The 18583-nt window shown below is 56.4% G+C and carries 18 protein-coding genes, 1 tRNA gene and 3 pseudogenes; 4 read left to right on the top strand and 18 right to left on the bottom strand.

Translation table 11 applies throughout. The features are described from left to right. Positions 1-66: 66 nt before the first annotated feature. Positions 67-1236 (bottom strand): M20 aminoacylase family protein, encoded by a 1170-nt coding sequence (locus N8E89_RS04535; RefSeq protein ID WP_262261246.1) that lies wholly within the window; start codon positions 1234-1236, stop codon positions 67-69. Between the two features lie 161 nt (positions 1237-1397). Between N8E89_RS04535 and N8E89_RS04530 the strand changes: the two genes are divergently transcribed. Both N8E89_RS04530 and N8E89_RS04525 read left to right on the top strand, forming a co-directional pair. Beyond that, a complete protein-coding gene (locus tag N8E89_RS04530) occupies positions 1398-2513 on the top strand; it encodes a D-alanyl-D-alanine carboxypeptidase family protein (protein ID WP_262261245.1) in 1116 nt (371 codons plus the stop codon). Then, on the top strand, positions 2513-3664 hold the full coding sequence (locus N8E89_RS04525) for a CobW family GTP-binding protein (RefSeq protein WP_262261244.1): 1152 nt from the start codon (positions 2513-2515) through the stop codon (positions 3662-3664). The genes N8E89_RS04530 and N8E89_RS04525 overlap by 1 nt, the downstream gene beginning before the upstream one ends. Before the next feature lies 1 nt (position 3665). Here the strand turns inward: N8E89_RS04525 and N8E89_RS04520 are convergent, their stop codons facing one another. The 4 genes and pseudogenes from N8E89_RS04520 to N8E89_RS04505 all read right to left on the bottom strand — a co-directional run bounded on the left by N8E89_RS04520 (position 3666) and on the right by N8E89_RS04505 (position 6874). Next, positions 3666-3890 (bottom strand): sulfurtransferase TusA family protein, encoded by a 225-nt coding sequence (locus N8E89_RS04520; protein ID WP_106666969.1) that lies wholly within the window; start codon positions 3888-3890, stop codon positions 3666-3668. 19 nt (positions 3891-3909) lie between these two features. Beyond that, positions 3910-5167, bottom strand: a pseudogene (locus N8E89_RS04515) (hypothetical protein). Positions 5168-5451: 284 nt separating this feature from the next. Beyond that, positions 5452-5727 carry an HU family DNA-binding protein gene (locus N8E89_RS04510; protein ID WP_099997835.1) on the bottom strand — a complete coding sequence of 92 codons (276 nt, stop codon included), beginning with the start codon at positions 5725-5727 and terminating at the stop codon, positions 5452-5454. Positions 5728-5932: 205 nt separating this feature from the next. Continuing rightward, positions 5933-6874, bottom strand: coding sequence for a LysR family transcriptional regulator (locus N8E89_RS04505; RefSeq protein WP_113172223.1), 942 nt, complete (start codon positions 6872-6874; stop codon positions 5933-5935). 167 nt (positions 6875-7041) lie between these two features. Here N8E89_RS04505 and N8E89_RS04500 point away from each other — a divergent pair, with 167 nt between their 5' ends. Beyond that, the gene (locus N8E89_RS04500) at positions 7042-7995 is read left to right on the top strand and encodes a ring-cleaving dioxygenase (RefSeq protein WP_113172222.1); all 954 of its coding nucleotides are present in this window, start codon (positions 7042-7044) and stop codon (positions 7993-7995) included. 23 nt (positions 7996-8018) lie between these two features. On the opposite strand, the gene N8E89_RS04495 is transcribed toward N8E89_RS04500, so the two are convergent. The 4 genes from N8E89_RS04495 to N8E89_RS04480 all read right to left on the bottom strand — a co-directional run bounded on the left by N8E89_RS04495 (position 8019) and on the right by N8E89_RS04480 (position 11546). Then, positions 8019-9581, bottom strand: a complete 1563-nt coding sequence (locus tag N8E89_RS04495) for a VOC family protein (RefSeq protein ID WP_262261242.1) — start codon at positions 9579-9581, stop codon at positions 8019-8021. 217 nt (positions 9582-9798) lie between these two features. Beyond that, positions 9799-9948, bottom strand: a complete 150-nt coding sequence (locus N8E89_RS04490; protein ID WP_106666964.1) for a DUF1127 domain-containing protein — start codon at positions 9946-9948, stop codon at positions 9799-9801. A 162-nt stretch (positions 9949-10110) separates the two neighbouring features. Next, entirely contained in the window at positions 10111-10548 is a 438-nt protein-coding gene (locus N8E89_RS04485; RefSeq protein WP_106666963.1) for a low affinity iron permease family protein, read from the bottom strand. Positions 10549-10637: 89 nt separating this feature from the next. Next, positions 10638-11546 (bottom strand): SDR family oxidoreductase, encoded by a 909-nt coding sequence (locus N8E89_RS04480; RefSeq protein ID WP_106666962.1) that lies wholly within the window; start codon positions 11544-11546, stop codon positions 10638-10640. A gap of 95 nt (positions 11547-11641) precedes the next feature. Between N8E89_RS04480 and N8E89_RS04475 the strand changes: the two genes are divergently transcribed. Beyond that, positions 11642-12232 carry a TetR family transcriptional regulator gene (locus tag N8E89_RS04475; RefSeq protein WP_262261240.1) on the top strand — a complete coding sequence of 197 codons (591 nt, stop codon included), beginning with the start codon at positions 11642-11644 and terminating at the stop codon, positions 12230-12232. 12 nt (positions 12233-12244) lie between these two features. On the opposite strand, the pseudogene N8E89_RS04470 reads toward N8E89_RS04475, so the two are convergent. The 9 genes and pseudogenes from N8E89_RS04470 to N8E89_RS04430 form a co-directional block, all read right to left on the bottom strand. Then, positions 12245-13124 (bottom strand): annotated as a pseudogene (locus tag N8E89_RS04470) (SDR family NAD(P)-dependent oxidoreductase). 122 nt (positions 13125-13246) lie between these two features. Beyond that, the gene (locus N8E89_RS04465; RefSeq protein ID WP_262261239.1) at positions 13247-14029 is read right to left on the bottom strand and encodes a 2-oxo acid dehydrogenase subunit E2; all 783 of its coding nucleotides are present in this window, start codon (positions 14027-14029) and stop codon (positions 13247-13249) included. Between the two features lie 10 nt (positions 14030-14039). Then, a pseudogene (locus N8E89_RS04460) lies at positions 14040-14627 on the bottom strand (protein-S-isoprenylcysteine O-methyltransferase). Between the two features lie 115 nt (positions 14628-14742). Then, positions 14743-15369 (bottom strand): hypothetical protein, encoded by a 627-nt coding sequence (locus N8E89_RS04455; RefSeq protein WP_106666959.1) that lies wholly within the window; start codon positions 15367-15369, stop codon positions 14743-14745. 157 nt (positions 15370-15526) lie between these two features. Then, positions 15527-15658 carry an ABC transporter gene (locus N8E89_RS04450; protein ID WP_106666958.1) on the bottom strand — a complete coding sequence of 44 codons (132 nt, stop codon included), beginning with the start codon at positions 15656-15658 and terminating at the stop codon, positions 15527-15529. Positions 15659-15870: 212 nt separating this feature from the next. Continuing rightward, a complete protein-coding gene (locus N8E89_RS04445; RefSeq protein ID WP_262261238.1) occupies positions 15871-16467 on the bottom strand; it encodes a L,D-transpeptidase in 597 nt (198 codons plus the stop codon). Between the two features lie 199 nt (positions 16468-16666). Further along, positions 16667-16745, bottom strand: a tRNA-Cys gene (locus N8E89_RS04440). 210 nt (positions 16746-16955) lie between these two features. Beyond that, on the bottom strand, positions 16956-17909 hold the full coding sequence (locus N8E89_RS04435; RefSeq protein WP_106667048.1) for an acetyl-CoA carboxylase carboxyltransferase subunit alpha: 954 nt from the start codon (positions 17907-17909) through the stop codon (positions 16956-16958). 138 nt (positions 17910-18047) lie between these two features. Further along, complete coding sequence (locus N8E89_RS04430; protein ID WP_106666956.1) at positions 18048-18557, bottom strand: hypothetical protein; 510 nt, start codon at positions 18555-18557, stop codon at positions 18048-18050. Positions 18558-18583: the final 26 nt, after the last annotated feature.

Here is an 18583-nt window from a genome sequence, read left to right as displayed (position 1 = left end):
CATACTGTTTTTCGGCGCCGCCGCCAAGTCTGAAGATGCGCAGAAATTTCTGCGTTTTGCCCACAGTCAGGACGAGGGCGGCAGTGCGCTTTCCGCCAATTGAACCCAGTAGCTGATACCGTGCGGGATCGCGTCATCGTTGAAATCGTAGGCGGGATTGTGCAGTGATGCGGTGTCTCCATTGCCGATGAAGATGAAAGCGCCGGGGCGTGCTTCCAGCATATAGGAGAAATCCTCGCCCGCCATCATTGGCGCGACCTCGTCGTTGACTGCGTTAATTCCAGCAACGTTCCGAGCCGTTTGTGCCGCAAAGTCCGTCTCACGACTGTGGTTGAATGTCACCGGGTAGTTGCGCGTATAGTGGACAGTTGCGCTCGCCCCCAGTGCGCCCGCGACACCTTCGGAAACTTCGATCAAGCGCCGTTCGGCAAAATCACGCATTTCCGGGCGCAGGGTGCGGACGGTGCCGGCAAGCTCAGCCCTCTGCGGGATGATGTTATGGGCGTCACCGGAGTGAAACCTGGTGACGGAGAGAACGACAGAATCCAGTGGATCCGTGCCTCGAGAGACGATTGTTTGTAGCGCGTTGACCACCTGGGCACCAATGACAACCGGATCGATTGTCCGGTGCGGCTGTGCCGCATGCCCGCCCCGTCCTTCCACCGTTATCGTGAACTCGTCAGTGGCAGCCATGATCGGCCCTTTGCGAATGGCAAACTCGCCGATCGGCAGGCCGGGGATATTGTGCATCCCATAGATTTCCGAGATGGAAAAGCGTTCCATCAGGCCGTCCGCAACCATTTCGCGGCCACCGCCGCCACCTTCTTCGGCAGGCTGGAAGATCACGGCGACAGACCCCTTGAATTTGCGTGTCTGTGCCAGGTATTGCGCGGCGCCCAATAGCATTGCCGTGTGACCATCATGACCGCAGGCGTGCATCGCGCCGGTTATATGGGAGGCCCAGGGCTTGCCAGTGACTTCCGTCAATGGCAGGGCATCCATGTCGGAGCGAAGGCCGACTGTCTGGCCCTCGCCGTGGCGTCCGCGTATGATGCCGACGACGCCGGTCCGGCCAATACCGGTTTCGACGACGTCACAACCGAACTGGCGAAGTTTGTCAGTGACAAACCGGGCTGTCTCATGCACATCGAACATCAATTCCGGATTCTGATGCAGATGGCGCCGCCATCCGGAAACTTCGTCTTGCATTTCGATCGCGCGATTGAGCAAAGGCATTTCGAAACCAACTCCAATCCAAGCCTAACAATTCGGTGAACAGAATAAAGGTGTTTTGCCTTTTGCCTGCCACATAAGATAGATAAAGGCATTGCCGCCCGGCGTGAAGCGCGGCTTAATGCCTTTCCAGGTTCTTTATACAGACAGGTCGGATTTCAGGAATGCGGAAAACTGTAGCACTCTTTCTTTCGAGCTGCGTGATATCGACAATTGCAGGTCTACCGGCGGCGCTTGCCGGTGCGAACATTACGGTAGACGTCGGTAACGGCGAAATCCTGTCGCAAGAAGATGCTTTCCAGCGCTGGTATCCCGCGTCGACGACCAAATTGATGACGGCCTATGTTGCGTTCCGCATGATTGAGTCTGGACAAGTTACACTCGATACACCGATAAAGATCACCGCTCTTGCTGCCAAACAACCGCCGAGCAAGATGGGATACAAAGTTGGTTCCGAACTCACCCTCGATAATGCATTGAAAATCATGCTCGTGAAATCTACCAATGATATCGCAATGGCAGTTGGCGAGACTTTGGGCGGCTCGGCTGACAAATTTTCGATGCTGATGAATGAGGAAGCCAGGCGCCTTGGCATGTATGGCTCACACTTCGTCAATCCCAATGGGCTTCATTCGGATGATCACTATACGACGGCACGGGACATGGCGATATTAACGCTGCAGCTGCGCCGCGAATTTCCGCAATATGCGCACTACTTTGACATTGAGGCCATCGACTATGGCGGCAAGAAGCCCCAACCGGATCTGAACGCGCTGATTGGCCGCTTCCAGGGCGCCGACGGCATGAAGACCGGCTTTGTCTGCCCGTCCGGCTATAATCTCATTGGTTCTGCGACCCGCAACGGCAGGACGATTGTTACGGTCGTATTCGGCGAACTAAAGCTGACGACACGCGCGACAAAGGCTGCAGAGTTGCTTGCCAAGGGCTTCGACACCCGTGATACCGGCACAACGATCGACGCGCTGCGGCCCTATGGTGCGCCGACCCGGGATGTGGCGGTCAACATGCGTCCCACGGTCTGTCCGAAGGAAGTTTCGGGGTCCGATACGTGGGACGGGAAAGATTTGGAAGGGCATATCGTTCAAGGTTCGCCCTACATGAACCGGATGGATCATGAACCGGCCGTGGAAAAGGTGGCATTGCTGCCCGCCAAGATCAATTCCCTTGGAATGGAAATGAACCGGATACCGATTCCGATGCCGAGGCCGGACCGTTCATCCCTGACCGACGCCAGCAGTGCATTGAAGGCGGTAAACTAGTGGTCGACGCTCCCATTCCAGTCTCTGTGTTGACGGGCTTTCTGGGCTCGGGAAAAACTACATTGCTCAACCGGCTGCTAAAGGATCCGGCTCTCGCGGACACGGCCGTTATCATCAACGAATTTGGCGATGTCGGTATCGATCATCTGCTTGTTGAGAAAGCCAGCGAGGGCATTATCGAACTCTCCGATGGCTGCCTGTGCTGTACAGTGCGAGGCGAACTGGTGGACACGCTGGCCGATCTGATTGACCGGCTGCAGACGGGCAAATTGCAACGTCTGAAACGGGTAATCATTGAGACCACCGGACTCGCTGACCCGGCGCCGGTTCTGCACGCCATCATGGGACATCCGGTGTTGATTCAGGCATTTCGTGTCGACGGCGTCATCACAACGGTTGATGCGATCAACGGCATGGCGACGCTCGATGGGCATGAGGAGTCGGTCAAACAGGCCGCTGTTGCTGATCGCATCGTCATTACAAAAACGGATTTGCCGGGAGCCAAGCAGGGCCTTCCCGCGCTGCGGGCGCGTCTGTCCGCGCTCAATCCCGGTGCCGATCTCGTCGACGTCGGTGACCGGCGTACCGGCTATGCGGCACTGTTCGAGTGCGGCGTCTACAATCCCGAGACAAAGACAGTTGACGTGCAGCGCTGGCTGAGAGCCGAAGCCTATCGCGAGCACGAACGCGGTGATATCGATCACCATCACCACGCGCATGACCACGATCACCATCATCACGGCCACCATCATCACGATGTCAACCGGCACGATGCGTCGATACGCTCATTCTCGCTGAAGCATGACGCGCCGGTGCCGCTATCCAGCTTTGATATGTTTCTCGACCTGTTGCGCTCGGCGCATGGTGAGAAACTGCTGCGGGTCAAAGGCATCGTGCAATTGGCGGATGATCCGGAGCGCCCGTTGGTCATTCACGGCGTGCAACAGATCTTTCACCCGCCCGCACGGCTTGCTGCCTGGCCGAATGGTATCCGCGAGACCCGGCTTGTCATGATAGTCAAGGATTTGCCGGAGAGTTACGTAACGCAGCTCTTCAATGCATTTCTGGGGCAGCAGCCGCAGATCGACACGCCAGATCGCACAGCATTGTTCCACAACCCTTTGGCAATTTCTGGTGTGAAACTAGGGTGAATCAGCCGCGCTCGATGTGAAAGCGGTGTCCGCCGGCGAGACTAAGGGTTTCAATCAGCCGGTGGCCGTCGGTCAGGCAAAAATTCGGCATGTCGATCACAGCGAGAGGGTCGCTCGTCTCGACCCATAACCGGCTGCCCGCCACCATGTCCTGCAGTTTCCTACGCGTTTTCAGAACGGGCAACGGACAATTCAGACCGCGAAGATTGTAAAGCTCGGCATCCATACAGTGCTCTTTCTGCAGTCTAGTTGCCAATTATCTTCCACCAGGCCTTTTTGGCAGGGGCTGGCTGTTCGGCCGCGGCCGCGGGCGCGCCTGATGTCAGAGCTGCCGTGGTTTGCGGAGCTGATGCCGGCTGCTGAACGGCAGGTGCAGGGGTCGTGGTGGGGATGGACATTGGCGCGGCCGAAGCCGTCATTCTCGTCATGCGAGACCTTTTGGAAGCTTCGCGCTCTTCCTTTGCCTTGTCCGCTGCAACTGCTGAAGCAAGCCGAACCATGACCTGCGGCTTCGACGCCGCATCCTTGTCTTGCGGTGACAGGGAAGGCGGCTCCTGCGTAACGCGCTCACCACGGGCACGACGAGCGCTCCAGTCCGCAATGATCTTTGCCTCGGTAAGACCTTGAATGGAGCGGCTCGGCGGCTGGATCCTGCCCTTGCCTACCATGGATGAGAACGCTGTCTCGTAGCTGGACTGGTAGGACTGGTAGGCCATTTTCAATGATTCGGGCTGATCGGCGGGCGGGCAAGCGCTTGTTGCAGCAATTGGCGCATTGGGATCAGAGGTATGATTGAAGACATATTTCTTCTCGCACACATCCACCTTCGGCGGCACCTTCGTGATTTCGAAGTGATCATAGCCCTCCTTCAGGTTCTTCCAGAAAGCGTAGTTGGGATCATCGCGATACCGCGCCATATTGGCGGCCGTCATGCGGAAGGGAAAGGCCTCAAGCTGGATCGACTCCTGACCGCCCTTGAAGGCATCGCGTGCGAAAGCATAAATCTGTGCAACTTGCCCATCGGTCATCGAATAGCACCCCGACGACGAGCAGGCGCCGTGCACCATAAGATTGGCCCCGGTGCGACCCAGCGTACGGTCCAGGGCATTGGGAAAACCGGTGTTGAACGACAGATAGTAGCTTGATTTCGGGTTCATTTGCGCAGGGCGCACTGCATAGAAGCCTTCCGGCGCCTGGCGATCCCCCCTCGATAAACTTTGGACCAAGCTTGCCGGACCATTTGCAGATCTGGTAGCTCGTGACCATGTCGTAACGGCCATTGTCCTTGCGCTTCCATACTTCAAGGACGTTCTCCTCCTTGAATATTCTGAACATGACGGGCGAGGTCGTGCTCATGCCCTTTGCTTTCATGCTCTTGACGAGCTTCTCGGGCAGCTGCGTTCCGGCGCCATTCGGAGAAAGGTCGTCGATCGACGAACCCTGGCATGCCGCAAGGAACAGAGTGAGCATCAATGGCGCAAGAATATGTGTTGGTATTTTCATCGCTGCAGCTACTACCGGTTTGCCAATCTCATTCGCCAAGGTCCAAATCGCGCGGATTTGGCACCCGCAAGTTCATAAATGCATCCGCTATAGTTGATAAAGCCTTACCGCACTTGCGCAAATTGCTCAATCACGCAAACGTCTCCTGCAACAAAGACAGGGCGGATTTATGGCAATTGTTCGAAAACGCCGCTGCGAGACCATGGTAGGGTCAGGACCTAATCAGGCCAATAAAAAAGGCGGTGCATTGCACCGCCCTTTTTTGAATTCACAACGAACGGGTATCAGCCGTTCAGCGCGTCCTTCAGAGCCTTTGCAGGCTGGAAGGCAACCTTCTTCGAAGCGGCGATTTTGATCGTTGCGCCGGTTGCAGGGTTACGGCCTTCGCGAGCGGCGCGCGACTGTACCTTGAACTTGCCGAAACCTGGCAGCGATACTTCATCGCCGGCTACGACGGAATCGGTGATACCTTTAAGAACGCTGTCAACAATCGCCTTGGACTGAACTTTTGTAAGACCCTGATCAGCAACGAGCTTCTCGATAAGATCGGACGTATTCATGTTGGCGGTTTCCTCAGTATATTCGTTGATCGGAGGCGTCTGTATGGCACGCGATTTCCGCCCTGTCATCAGGGATAGCGCCCAAAAAGCTGGTTTATACCCAGTGTTTACAGGGTTTTTTGCGAAACCGGCTATGAAAGTCAGGATTACACTCCCGTGAGGCAGGCAAACGGCGAAAGGTGATTCGGTTGGATGGGGGCCGGAATCAGATGCGTTCCGCGCGAAGAATATCTGTCATATGCCAGATGGGGGGATCGCCGATGTGACGGACGAGATGATCGACGAAGGCACGCACCTTCGCCGATACATGCCGTGTCGGCGGATAGACAGCGTATATTTTATAGGGAAGCGGCCTGGCCTCAGACAAGACGGAAACAAGGGTTCCAGCACGCAAAGCATCTGCCGCGATAAACATAGGCAGCAGGACCAAGCCTAAACCGGCGATTGCCATATCGCGCATTGCCTCGCCATTATTGGCAACGATACGTCCGTGCATCGCTACAGAAATCGGCTCGGCCGGGGAGGCCGGATTCTCGAATTGCCACAACTGGCTGGTGTTGACGTTGGAATAGTCGATACAGGCGAACAAACTTAATTCGTCAATGTTCGTTGGCAGACCGTTGGCGGCGGCAAAGTCCGGACTACAGCAAATGACACGATCATCTGTACAGAGCTTTCGAGCAATCAGGCTTGAATCCCGAAGGATCCCGATGCGGATGCCGACATCGTAACCGCCACGGACCAAATCTACCATGCGGTCCTCAAACTCAACGGCGATTTCCAGATCAGGATACTGACGGGCGAAATCCGCGATCATTCGACCGAGATAGAGTGTGCCGAATGTCATTGGAGCGGCAATACGCAGACTACCGCGAACGGCACTGTTCCGTTCCCCAACCTTGTCGGCGCTCTCCATGAGTTCGCGAACCAGCGGCCTGACGCGCTCGACAAAATCGAGAGCATTGTCCGAAGCAAGCAGTTTTCGCGGTGAGCGCTGGAACAATTCTATGCCAAGTGCACCTTCCAGATCAGAGATGCGTTTGCTGACCACTGATTTCGATAGATTGAGGCGCGCTGCAGTCGCTGTGATACTGCCGGTTTCCATCACATCCAAAAAAGTGAGAAGATCGTCAAAGCGCCACTTCATAGTTCTACCATAGTGCACAAAGTGGCGATTTGGAAGGCTATGTTCACCCATCTGTTCGTTTTTATCGAACGTGGGTTGCAAAGAACCGCTCTTTATTGAGGAGGGAGCAGCGCAGATATTGGGCCCAACGGCGATTAGGCCGCAACAAACCAAATCAGGAGGCTTCAATGACCTTACAGCTAACAGGCATTCATCACCTGACTGCCATAACGGCGAATGCGCCGGAAAATCTTCGCTTCTACACGCAGACTCTTGGCTTGCGACTAGTCAAGAAGACCGTCAATCAGGATGATACAAGCGCCTACCATCTGTTCTACGCGGATGGCGAAGCGACCCCAGGCACCGATCTGACATTCTTCGACTGGCCAGTTGGTCCAGAGCGTCGTGGCACGCATAGCATCGCGCGCACCGGCTTGCGCGTTGGAAGCAAGTCGAGTCTCGACTGGTGGAAAGCCCGATTTGTCGAGCTTGGCGTGAAATCTGGCGATGTTGCGGAGATTGGCGGCTATGATTCGCTCGATTTCGAGGATGCTGAAGGACAGCGCTTCCGTCTGATCAATGATGGCGGCGCCGAGCCATCTTATCCGTGGGACCGAAGCCCTGTTCCGGCAGAGCATCAGATCCGCGGTCTTGGCCCGATCACGATCAGCGTGCCTGACATCACCAATACCGAGGCTATCCTCCTGCGTGTAATGAACATGCGTCACGTCAATACCTACCCGTCTCCGGATGGCGCGGGCCATGTTCACGTGTTCGCAATGGGTGAGGGCGGTCCGGCAGCTGAGTTGCATGTGGCAGTTCAACCAGACCTTCCTGTTGCAAGGCAGGGCGCAGGAGCCGTGCACCATGTGGCGTTTCGCGCACCGGACGTGCAACAGCTGCATGAATGGACGGAACGGTTGAAGGAGTTCCGTATGCCGTCAAGCGGCGAGGTCGAACGCTACTACTTCCGTTCGCTGTATTTCCGCGAACCGAATGGCATTCTATTCGAAATCGCGACGGACGGTCCGGGATTCACAGTCGATGAACCTCTGGCGACTCTGGGCGAGGGTCTGTCGCTGCCGCCCTTCCTTGAGAGCAAGCGTGCTTCGATCGAAGCGGGACTTAAGCCGCTTGTATAAGAAATGACAGAAGACAGGCTGGATCAATTCTGGCCTGTCTTCGACATCAACCATTGGCGGACGACCTCGATGTCATGCGCTCCCGTTTCGTGCCCTGCAGGTACGCTTGCGGTCGTAATGTCGGCGCCGGCTTTCTTTAATTCCGCTTCGAGCGCGGGCGAGTGTGCCCCAAAGAGGTCGTGGTCGCCGGTGACGGCAAGAATTCTCGTGCCGCTCAGATCAGCTTCTGGCGCTTCTTCCAGAACTTTCGTTGCGCGGAGCAAAACCGCGTTGCGGACCAGGTGCGGATGCAACTGCATCATTGCTGCAAGCAGATTTGCGCCATTGGAATAGCCGAGAAATATCGTTTGGTCGAGATCGAGCCCATAAGACTCTACCGCGCCCCCGATGAAGGCAGCAAGTGCGCCGGCTTCGGAGCGAATATCCTTCTGGTCAAAGCTGAGTGGCCCAAAACGCCGAAACCAGCGGGCCGAGCCTTCTTCATTGCTGCGCCCGCGCAGACCGATCAGCGTTGCATCGGGCGCTACCTTTGCGGCGAGAGGCATGAGGCTGGCCTCATTGCCGCCAGTTCCATGCAGAAGCACGATGGTTTGCCGATCTGGACGGTCTGGCTCGTAGACGCGGTGAATGAACGGAAGCTCGCGATAGATGAAGCGTTCTTCCTTGGGCATGCCGAATTGCGGCAGCATGACTTTCAGATTTTCCGCTTCCTCCGCGAAATGTGGCGGGATGAATAATCCGGAGCCGAGCGCCTCCGAGGTCTCGTCGATCAGCATGCCGGGTCCATCCGTTGCCATTTCGAACAGCGTACCGCCGGGCTCGCGCACATAGATTGAATGGAAATATTTGCGGTCATGCATCGCTGTCGCATCTGCACCATTCGATATCAGATGATCATAGGTCGCGGTTACTTCGGAAATATCCCCAGCGCGAAACGCGATGTGGTCAATAGTTCCGGTCCCGGGTGCGGAGCTCCAGAAGCCCGTTGCATCGCGAACGTCGACACAATCACCGGATGCCGAGACCATTCTTGTGACCGTCTCGCTTTGATCGCCGGCGGTATATGAGAAATAACTTTCGAGGAAAGCACGTGTTTCCTGGGGTTTTTCAGTGAGGACCGTTGCACCCCGGATGCGACGCACCGCATCGTTTGCAGGAATTCCGTCACTGCTCCATGCATGACCTGGTTGGACACTTTCTGAGCCCACGAGCTTCACAATGACACCGTCAGGATCGAAAAGGCGCAGGACGGGCTCGCCGAATTCCTGGACAGGGCCTGATGCCGCGATGTTGAATTGCAGGGCGCGGGTCAACCAGAACCCAATGCTCTCGGGGGCGATGGCCAACGATATCTCACTGGACTGCCCATAACCGACACGGCCCGGGGCGCCGTCTTCCCACACGAGAAAGGTAATGAGCGATCCAGGTGTGCCCGACGCATCGCCATATAGCAGGTGGAGCTGGGTCGCGTCCTCAAAACCACCCGTTTTCTTGACGAGACGCAGCCCAAGGAACCCGACGTAAAAGTCGACGTTTGCCTGCACCTTGCGCGTGATCAGGGTGATGTGGTGGATACCGCCCGCCATAAGTGTCTCCCGACTGTCCGTCTCCGACTGTTACGAGGAAAGGGCGAAGGGCGCAATGCTGCCGTGCGGCAAACGATGTTGCTCAAAAAACAACACCCACCGCGGGAGGAGGTGCGGTGGGTGCTATTTGTAAAGACCGGCTGGGAGGGAGGAGTGCCGGTCTTTATACGTCCGTGGCTTGGGAGGAGGAGAGCCCCGGACGTGAACCATATTTCGATTACTGAGCCGAAGCGGCCTTCTTGGCGACGAAGGAGATATCGCCGCGGGAGATGCCGAGGTCATTCAGTTCACGTGCAGACAGGCGGTTCAGTTCCGTGACGGTGTCACGATAGCGGCGCCAGTTGTTGTAAGAGCGGATCAGATTCATTTCACTCACCTATAAGTTCTTGTTTGTTGGATCATTTCTCGATCGGTGAGCTGGATATAGTGAACGGCTCGCGAAACTTGCAGTGACAGTTTTGCATAGCTGCTTTGCAACGAAATGATGGGTCAATCAGGCGAAATCTGGGCGTTCAAACTTATGCCGCAATCAGGCTCGCGCTTTCGCCCTCGACGTTCTCGATGGAGAGACGCGCTGCGTCTTTTTTGCAGCCCGTTGGGCAAGCTCCTTGTCCGCCTTCTTGGCCGCTGCTTCGCATTGCTTGCGAAACTTTTCCACTTCTTCCTCGGTCAGATGCTCGATGCCGATGAAGGTGTTTTTGGCTTCCGATACGCGTACGAGCTCATCGAGTTTTGCCTGAATCGCAATGCCGTCGCGATTTTGGGTGTTCTGAATGAGGAAGACCATCAGAAAGGTGATGATGGTGGTGCCGGTATTGATGATCAGTTGCCAGGTGTCGGAAAAACCGAAGATCGGACCGCTAATACCCCACACGACGACGATCAGGCAACATAGGATGAAGGCAATGGGTTTACCGGCTGCAAATGCGATTTCATTGGCAATGCGAGTGAATAATTTGCCTGACATCATCTGGCTCCGCGCGTGAACCGGCGTCGATGCCGGCCCTCGATAACTGCGGGACGGCTCGAATAGTTCCACAAGCTATCGGACGTGGATCATCGATAGCCGGTAGCGTCGGCATGCTTGCCGGCATCTTGCACCTCCGGAACATACCGCCACGCATCGGGACGGGAGCCGTCAAGGTCGGTAAAGCCATAGACCTGTGCCAATCCACCGCTCGAAAGTGATTGTCCGTTCCAGCGCGAGCGATCCGGGTCAGACGCGAGGGCGGCCACGGCACGCCCGACGAACCTCGGTGTCTCAGAAATCACAAAGTGCGGTATCCTCGCCGTCGCATCGCGCCAGTTTTCTTCTGTCACGCCAAATGCTTCCAGCATCATTTCCGAACGTAACCACCCTGGCGTTACGCAGACCGAGGTAGCGCCATGCGGTGCGAGATCTTTGGCGTGCGCCCAGGCCAAGCGATTTACTGACACTTTCGCCAGATCATAGAAGGGCGAAAGGCGGTAGTGATCCGCGTTGTATTCGGCCGTTCCATCCGTCACCTCCACCAGTAGGCCTCCCGGGCGCTCGATCAGCAGAGGGAGCGCATAATGCGCCGTGATCAGATGCGTATCAATTCCGAGTCTCAGCATACGCAGCCCGTTCTGAAGATTGTGTTCCCAGACCGGCTTGTTCCATTCGAACAGCTTCTCTCCGCCCCATATATCGTTGACGAGGACGTCAAGACGACCCTGTTCGTCCCGGATGCGCTCAACCAGCCTTTGGACCTCATCGGCAACGAGGTGGTCAACCCGAACGGCAATGCCCTTGCCGCCAGATGATGTTACCAGTTCTGCCGTTTCCTCAATGGTTTCGGGGCGTGCATATTCGGATTGGCGCTCGTGCGTCGTCCGGCCAGTCACATAGACCGTTGCGCCGGCGGCTCCCAATTCCACCGCGATACCTCGACCCGCACCGCGCGTTCCGCCGGCAACCAAAGCGACTTTTCCTTCAAGCGTCATCGAACTCTCCCAAAGTTGGAACTTTCCCGTTAACGGACTGGTATCGGCCTCGGAATGATATATAAATGATTATTCGGTTATAAATGGATGTCAAGATGACTCGACCTAAAACGCTATCTGACGAGAGCGTATTGAAGATCGCTCACCAGCTGATACACGAGCACGGACCGGAGGCACTCACCTTTGCGCGACTGGCAAAGGCGTGCGGTCTTTCTCCTGCAACGCTCGTTCAGCGCTTCGAGAACATCGCTGGACTCAAGCAAAAGACATTGCTTTATGCTTGGGATCGACTGGATGAAAAGACCGTGGCGCTCGCGGCTATCGTTCCAAAAACCGCCGAGGGTGCAATCGCACTCCTGGTAGCCCTTTCCAACGACTATGGGGGAATCGAGTCCTACGCGGAGGGCCTCCTCGTTTTGCGCGAAGATCTCCGCGATCCCGCCCTTCGATCGCGGGGAGCAGGCTGGAAGGTTGCATTGTCGAGTGCTCTTGAAGATTGTTTTGCCGGGGTGCCGAATACCCCTCCGGGCATAGGGCTGCTGATGGCTTCGCAATGGCAAGGCTCACTGCTTTGGTGGAGTTTCGATCCGCAGGAAAAGGTGGAACGCTGCGTCGAGGACAGCCTCATTCGTTTTGTTGACGCGATCATCCCGTCCAGACTAGCGGCTAAGGGTCGACCATATTGACAGGTCCTGACCCTAACGGTTGCTGTGCAAGTGCATGCGGAGGCGGCGACCGCAGCATTTCTTGAACTTCTTGCCGGAACCGCAAGGGCACGGATCATTGCCGCTGCGCTGTAGCCGGCCGATCAGGGGCAGCATCATCGCGGCAGGCAAAAAATTTGCGGCAAGAACTGCCAGCTTTGCCGAGATGCCTGGCACGACCAGGCGCCGGCCGGATTTGAACCCTCGCCATGCGTGCTCGGCCACGTCCTGTGGATCCAGCTTGGGCAAAAGGCTGAAGAGCGATGCATGTTTGGCGCCGGCGCGTTCGTAAAACTCTGTCGACACCGGTCCCGGCGCTACGCATGTAACCGTGACACCGGTGCGGCGCAGTTCCTGATGAAGCGCTTCCGAAAAAGATCGAACGAAACTCTTACTGGCGTAGTACAACGCCATGTAGGGCCCAGGAACGAGATCCAGCGACGGAACTGAGATTGAGCACTCCACCCCGCCCGCGTGTTACCATTGCCGGCAGGAAATGCAGCGTAAGTTCCGTAAGGGCGCGAATGTTGAGATCAATGATGCCAAGCTGATCATCCATAGGAAGCGCTGTCGCTGCGCCTCGCAGGCCGTAGCCGGCGCTGTTGACCAAGACATCGCAGATCAAGCCATGCGCGGATAGAAACTCTTCGAGAAGCGCCGGCGCATCGCGCGCCAGGAGATCCAGCTCGAGCGTGAATGCCTCGCCACCTGCCTCCCGCACCTCGACCGCCGCAGCGCTCAAGCCCCCCGGTGAGCGCGCGATAAGCACCACCGCCCCGCGTTCCCGGGCGGCGACTCTGGCAATTGCCCGTCCAATACCGCCCGATGCGCCAATCACGACGACAGCCGGACGGAGCTCACTTGACGAAATCATGACGTTTTCCCCGAGGCTGCCGTTTTCGATGGAGCGGGCCCTTCTTTCGCTTGGCCAACCCTGAGCGCATCCACTATCGCGCTTTCAAACATGTTCTCACCATAAAAATGCGTCTCGGCAACTCACCCTGTTTGGTCTTCCTGCTTTTCAATAACAGTAGCATTTTGAGCCCGCCCGCCCAGCTCGTCGGCGACAGGGCCGTTCAGAATTTTTTCGAACCTCTCCAGTGCCCGCGCGACGTTGGCTCCATCCATGACCCGGTGGTCATAGTGGATGCGGACCCTCACCGACCCTTCATCGCCGATCAGACCGTAATTGAGGAGCGTGGTCAAAGGCGTAAGCGGATTGAGCGACTCTGCCCCAAGGCCCGAATATACGGACAGCTGGAATGTGCCGAAACGGTTTGCTCTCTGCCGTCCAATGTTCAGTCCGAGCCACATCAGCGTCCGCCTGATTGGTGTCGGGAGGCGCGCAACGCCCAAGGCCCGACGAAACTCCTTCACCTCAAGGACGGGACGTGTCCGTGCAGCTTGGACCAGCGCCTCAAGTTCTGCGACAGATCGGTGTTCAGGGTCCTTGATAAGGCTTAAAAGTACGACCCGCTCACCGTCATGCTCCCGCTCATGGGCAATTGAGGCAACGCTGAGGGGATATTCGTAAAGCTGGGGCCAAGGAAACTTTACGTAGGCGCGCCGTAGCTCCGGGGTTTCCGCAGCGAGAAGCGCGTACCCTTTCAAAAAGAGTACCGTCCAGGAGGGCTTGGTATGCAGCGCCTTTCTGGCCTTTAAGAGAGAGCCAAGGTCCATTTGGCGCTGCACGGTGACTCGCGGCACACCGATCGAAAATCTCATCAGGTCGTTGACCAGGCGCCGGGGCGCTGAAAGCTTGAGAGCACGGCCTCGCATCGTATGACCTCTAATAGATATAAGGGATAATTCTTTTGGTCCTCTCCATATACGTACGGTACTGCGGGCCGAAATTCTCCAGCATCATACGTTCTTCCTTGCTTACCCGCAGAAAAAAAGGACTGCAAAGCCGATCAATCCTGCCAGACCGGCAACCCAATTGGCCAGCAGAAAGGCTTGACCGAGCCCCATGAGAAGGAAAGAAGTGTACATCGGGTGACGGACAAAGGCATACGGTCCGGAGGAAACCAGTCTATGCTGCTCGCGAATTTCCAGTGTGATCGACCAATTCCGGCCCAATTCCTTATGGGATCTGCGAAAAACCCAAAGCGCTAAGGCGAAAATGACCGTTCCCAGTGCAACGGCCCAAGCGCTGGCGGCATAGTCTGCTGATCCAGGTATGCCGGTAGCGACATAAAATCCGGGCAAGATCGCGAGGCCAAAGAGAGCCGAGACAAGCCCGATGATTTCGGAGCGCGAGCGAACGTCACTTACGACGCGCACGCGCTTGGCGCGACGGCTCGAACGGGTACCGGATGACATACCAAGCGACGATGCCGAGCACCCATACGATCTCGCCAACTGAACCCACTGATATGTTCACTCTATTTCACCAAAGCCTTTTCTGCGATCTGAATCGCCATGAGCCGTGCTCAAGATGCTTGAGGCTTTGTCGGCTGAGAGCCGCTTAGGAACAGCGATTCTCTCAAAATCTAACCTGCAGGCCCGGTGTACCCGATCGCATTCGGCCCTCCGTTCATCTCTCGAAGCTTGGTTACATATTGTTGCGGACGGAGCCAGATGCCGGGTGTTTCATACCCCATGGAGCGCGCGATTTCCCCTACGAAGGCATTACAGTTATATATCGTTGCCTGCCAAAATCGGGATTTGGCTTGCAGCTTGCGTATGTAAGCGACAACTTTATTGTACTCGGCTTCGCTCAGTGTGACGCGCCAGCTTGCCGATCTGTACCTGTCGTCCAGGTCGCCGTCACTCTCACCGGTTTCAGCGGGTACTGGTATGTAGTGGCCGAGAACATAAGGAACGGCACTATTTGAAGCCGGGTGGAGGCCGGCTACTTCGCGGTCGACCACTTTTCCCGATTTGTCCAGACGGCCAAAAATCACGTAGGTGTGCCCATAGCTAAGGGCGTAGCGGGAGCGGAACTCGATATAGTAGCGCGCGGCCCTTTGTTGAGGTGATTTCACCGTTGCCGAGGTAACTGCGACGGCTGCTCCACCATTGCTGACACTCGATTCGGTAGCTCCGCGCGACTGACACGCCGCCAGCGCCAGTGCCAGCGAAACTACGAGCAATAGACGACCACTCATGAGCGTCATCCTATTCACGAACTCCGAAAAAGCGCAGACCTAAAGCCAGTTCATGCCCGATACCAATAAACAGGCAGCCGCACCATAAGTTGTGAAGCAGACCAAAGTCCGGGTCTTGTCGTGGAAGGGCCATTCGGCCCTTCCACATCCTGACTAAAGCAAGTGCTTATTTGTATACTGGCGCCGCTGCGGGCTCTTCAGCGACTGGCGGCGGAGCTTTCCCCTTACCGATCGACCCACAGGCGCTTAGACTGGCAACAGCTAACGTGGCAACTACAACAAATAGAATCCGGCTCATCAGACAATCCTTTCCCTCAAAGGCGAGTAGGCTACCGATGGTAGAGTACTACCAATGGTAGAGTACCATAAATGGTAGTGATGGCTAGGGCCCGGTGCAGGAAAGGCAAAAATTGTGTCCGGTTTGCAACAGCCCGGCGATTCACCCCACGGACGGCGCGGCGCGGCGGCTCTCACCGCGCTGCGAGCAGATGATGGCGTGACGCGAAAATGTCAGATGATCACCACCGGCGTTCCCAAAGGGGTGCGGTTATAGAGATCAACGATGTCCTCGTTCGTCAAACGGATGCACCCGTTCGACACTGCTTGGCCAATCAACCAGGGCTCATTTGTACCATGTAGCCGGAACAAGGTGTCACGCCCGTCGCGGTAGAGGTAAAGTCCCCGCGCACCAAGCGGGTTGTCTGGACCGCCGGGAACACCGTTTGCGTACTGCAGAAGGCGCGGCTTGCGCTTCATCATACTTGCTGTGGGCCTCCACGAGGGCCATTCTTCTTTGCGGCCGATCGTTGCTCTCCCCTTGAGCGTTAGTCCCTCCTCGCCGACGGCAATGCCATAGCGTGTCGCCCATCCGTTTCCCTCAACCGAATAGAGGAAACGCTCTGATGTATTGACGACGAGGGTCCCAGGCGGCTCGCTTCCCTCATAGGGGACTTCCTGCCGCCTCAGACGAGGGTCCATGCCTGATGGCACAGCAAAGGCAGATGAAATAGGCGCGAAAGTCTGGCGGACGGCTGGCGTGCAACCGGACGTTATCAGTGCCAGGCCACCCAGCATGAGTCCCCGACGTGTGATCTTCTCATTATTCATATTTGCCCTGCCCAGGTGAACCGCATTGCGTTCTTCTTAACATTCCAGCGCCTGCTGGCCAAGCCTTGCTCGTGGCTTGGGTGCGGAGATGCAAAAAACGCCGGTTGGTCCGATGTTGTGGTATTGTAATGTGAGTGGATTGCCTTGCAGGAGCCCCAAGCACTATCCGGTGTTTCAGGCTTGGGCTGGGCGAAGTAAATGGCGCGCCCGAAAGGATTCTGAACCTCTGACCCCCAGATTCTGTAGTCTGGTGCTCTATCCAGCTGAGCTACGGGCGCGTGCCACAATTGCGCGTTAGTCTGCGCAGCGCGGTTCGTAATGGGTTGAGAACTGAATTGCAAGCTGCTTCGGTAAAAAAACCGCAACTATTTTCCACGCGATGATTGGCCTGTGGATTCTTCGGTGGCTTATCTGTTGGTACGGCCACTTTGCTGCGGCTGGTGTCATATGAAGCAAAGGCCCGGACTTTGCCGGGCCTAATGATCGGATCAAAGATTGCGGCCGATCGCCAGATATTTGTCGCGCCGGTCCTGTCGCAATGTGTCACCGTCCATGTTGCCCATGGATTTGAGGGCAACGTTTATAATGTTGCCGGTCGCCTCGATTGCAGCTTCCTTGCCCCGATGGGCGCCGCCTACGGGTTCGGGAATGATGCCATCGATGATTTTTAGCTCGTATAGATCCTGAGCGGTGATGCGCATCGATGTGGCGGCATCCTTGGCGCGGGTGGAATCGTGCCAAAGGATAGATGCAGCACCTTCCGGAGAGATTACAGAATAGATCGAATGCTCAAGCATATAAACGCGATTGGCGGTAGCGATGGCGATAGCGCCACCCGAGCCACCTTCACCGATGATGACAGATACGATCGGTACTTTCAGACTAAGGCACGCCGCCGTCGAACGAGCAATGGCTTCGGCCTGGCCGCGTTCCTCGGCAGCGATCCCGGGAAACGCGCCTGCCGTATCGACAAGGGTCAACACCGGCAGTTTGAAACGGTCTGCGAGTTCCATCACGCGCACGGCTTTGCGGTAGCCTTCGGGCATGGCCATTCCAAAATTGTGCTTGAGGCGGGTCTTCGTGTCGTTGCCTTTTTCCTGACCGATCACCGCAACAGCTTGGCCATTAAAGCGGGCAAGCCCTGCCTGGACTGCATCATCGTCGGCATAATTGCGATCGCCGGCAAGCGGGGTGAAGTCAGTAAAGAGCTTGGAGATGTAGTCCACGCAATGCGGGCGGTCTGGATGGCGGGCGATCTGGGCCTTCTGCCAGGGAGTGAGCTTGCGGTAAAGATCCCGCAGCGCTTCGGCAGACCTTTTTTCCAGCCGGACGATCTCTTCATTGGTATCGAGTGCGTCGCCTTCTTCCGCGAGCTTTTTCAGTTCGAGAATCTTGCCATCGAGATCGGCAACCGGCTTTTCAAAATCAAGGTAGTTGTACATGGACGAGGTGTCTGCCTGCAAAACGGTGGATTTTTCATGGTCTAACTGGCTGTTGCCGAAGCGCATGTCAAGGAAGCAAGCCGAGATGGCGCCTTGGCCGCGCAACTTATGCGGGGAATTCCGGCGAACGTGTGGTGGCTATTTGGCTCTGCTCGCGCGTTTTGCTGTTTTTGCAGGCGCTGGTATCTTGGCCACGCGCCGTCGCCTTTTCGGTTTCGTACGTTGCCAGCCGATCCATCTTCCTTCGCCTTCATAATTGTGGAAACCCACTGCCGCTGCATCAAGCCCGCGCCGCAATTCATCAAGATCAAGCCCTGGCATCTGCTGGAGGAAGGCGTCCGGCAGGCGATTGATATCAAGGCAGTCAATGTCGAAATAGATATGCTCCGGTCCGTTTTGGCCTGCTACCGTAATGAACCACTGACTTTCCATATAGTCTCCAAACCAAGGATCCGGGAACATTGACGGCGAAAAGGCAAAACCAAACGCGGTGATTTCCTCCCAGCGCCAGTGCTGCCGCCAGCCCATGGTCCGTATCAGGTGGCTGGAACGGGTAAATCCGGCGGCGTCAAAACGGATTACTTCGCCGTCGGGTTCAACAGGCGGTGGCTCAGGTCCGGAAAATATCTTTTTCAACAGTTGCCACATGGACATTCCGCCAGAAGCTTCAGGGT

The sequence above is a fragment of the Phyllobacterium sp. A18/5-2 genome, from assembly GCF_025452215.1.
Taxonomy (GTDB): Bacteria; Pseudomonadota; Alphaproteobacteria; order Rhizobiales; family Rhizobiaceae; genus Phyllobacterium; species Phyllobacterium sophorae.
The sequence above is the reverse complement of the archived record's forward strand: the minus strand, read 5'-3'. Positions and strand labels throughout refer to the sequence as shown.

What these genes read in the sequence shown, in the direction of transcription:
- N8E89_RS04450 (WP_106666958.1), bottom strand. Translation starts at nt 15,658, where the DNA reads ATGAGCCGGATTCTATTTGTTGTAGTTGCCACGTTAGCTGTTGCCAGT.
- N8E89_RS04435 (WP_106667048.1), bottom strand. Translation starts at nt 17,909, where the DNA reads ATGTACAACTACCTTGATTTTGAAAAGCCGGTTGCCGATCTCGATGGC.
- N8E89_RS04455 (WP_106666959.1), bottom strand. Translation starts at nt 15,369, where the DNA reads ATGACGCTCATGAGTGGTCGTCTATTGCTCGTAGTTTCGCTGGCACTG.
- N8E89_RS04500 (WP_113172222.1), top strand. Translation starts at nt 7,042, where the DNA reads ATGACCTTACAGCTAACAGGCATTCATCACCTGACTGCCATAACGGCG.
- N8E89_RS04535 (WP_262261246.1), bottom strand. Translation starts at nt 1,236, where the DNA reads ATGCCTTTGCTCAATCGCGCGATCGAAATGCAAGACGAAGTTTCCGGA.
- N8E89_RS04480 (WP_106666962.1), bottom strand. Translation starts at nt 11,546, where the DNA reads ATGACGCTTGAAGGAAAAGTCGCTTTGGTTGCCGGCGGAACGCGCGGT.
- N8E89_RS04510 (WP_099997835.1), bottom strand. Translation starts at nt 5,727, where the DNA reads ATGAATACGTCCGATCTTATCGAGAAGCTCGTTGCTGATCAGGGTCTT.
- N8E89_RS04495 (WP_262261242.1), bottom strand. Translation starts at nt 9,581, where the DNA reads ATGGCGGGCGGTATCCACCACATCACCCTGATCACGCGCAAGGTGCAG.
- N8E89_RS04490 (WP_106666964.1), bottom strand. Translation starts at nt 9,948, where the DNA reads ATGAATCTGATCCGCTCTTACAACAACTGGCGCCGCTATCGTGACACC.
- N8E89_RS04530 (WP_262261245.1), top strand. Translation starts at nt 1,398, where the DNA reads ATGCGGAAAACTGTAGCACTCTTTCTTTCGAGCTGCGTGATATCGACA.
- N8E89_RS04430 (WP_106666956.1), bottom strand. Translation starts at nt 18,557, where the DNA reads ATGTGGCAACTGTTGAAAAAGATATTTTCCGGACCTGAGCCACCGCCT.
- N8E89_RS04475 (WP_262261240.1), top strand. Translation starts at nt 11,642, where the DNA reads ATGACTCGACCTAAAACGCTATCTGACGAGAGCGTATTGAAGATCGCT.
- N8E89_RS04485 (WP_106666963.1), bottom strand. Translation starts at nt 10,548, where the DNA reads ATGTCAGGCAAATTATTCACTCGCATTGCCAATGAAATCGCATTTGCA.
- N8E89_RS04520 (WP_106666969.1), bottom strand. Translation starts at nt 3,890, where the DNA reads ATGGATGCCGAGCTTTACAATCTTCGCGGTCTGAATTGTCCGTTGCCC.
- N8E89_RS04465 (WP_262261239.1), bottom strand. Translation starts at nt 14,029, where the DNA reads ATGCGAGGCCGTGCTCTCAAGCTTTCAGCGCCCCGGCGCCTGGTCAAC.
- N8E89_RS04505 (WP_113172223.1), bottom strand. Translation starts at nt 6,874, where the DNA reads ATGAAGTGGCGCTTTGACGATCTTCTCACTTTTTTGGATGTGATGGAA.
- N8E89_RS04445 (WP_262261238.1), bottom strand. Translation starts at nt 16,467, where the DNA reads ATGAATAATGAGAAGATCACACGTCGGGGACTCATGCTGGGTGGCCTG.